At 52.1% G+C, this 365-nt stretch carries 1 protein-coding gene; it reads left to right on the top strand.

Annotated features, from left to right (window positions below; genetic code table 11):
• The coding region (locus Q4563_RS17205; RefSeq protein WP_303605361.1) for an EF-Tu/IF-2/RF-3 family GTPase at window positions 1–365 on the top strand (365 nt) is incomplete at both ends.

The following is a 365-nucleotide window of genomic DNA, read 5'->3' as shown; positions in this document are numbered from 1 at the left end:
GCGATTGATCAGCCGTTCCTGATGCCAGTGGAAGACGTATTCTCGATCTCAGGTCGCGGTACCGTTGTTACCGGTCGTGTTGAGCGCGGTATCATCACCGTTGGTGAAGAAATCGAAATCGTGGGTATCAAAGACACCACCAAGACTACTTGTACTGGTGTTGAGATGTTCCGCAAGATGCTGGACGAAGGCCGTGCTGGTGAGAACGTTGGTGTTCTGCTGCGTGGTACTAAGCGTGACGAGATTGAGCGTGGTCAGGTACTGGCCAAGCCAGGTTCGGTAAACCCGCACACCAAGTTCGAAGGCGAAGTTTACGTACTGAGCAAAGAAGAAGGTGGTCGTCACACGCCATTCTTTAAAGGCTA

The organism is Gilvimarinus sp. 1_MG-2023 (assembly GCF_030548285.1).
The sequence above is the reverse complement of the archived record's forward strand: the minus strand, read 5'-3'. Positions and strand labels throughout refer to the sequence as shown.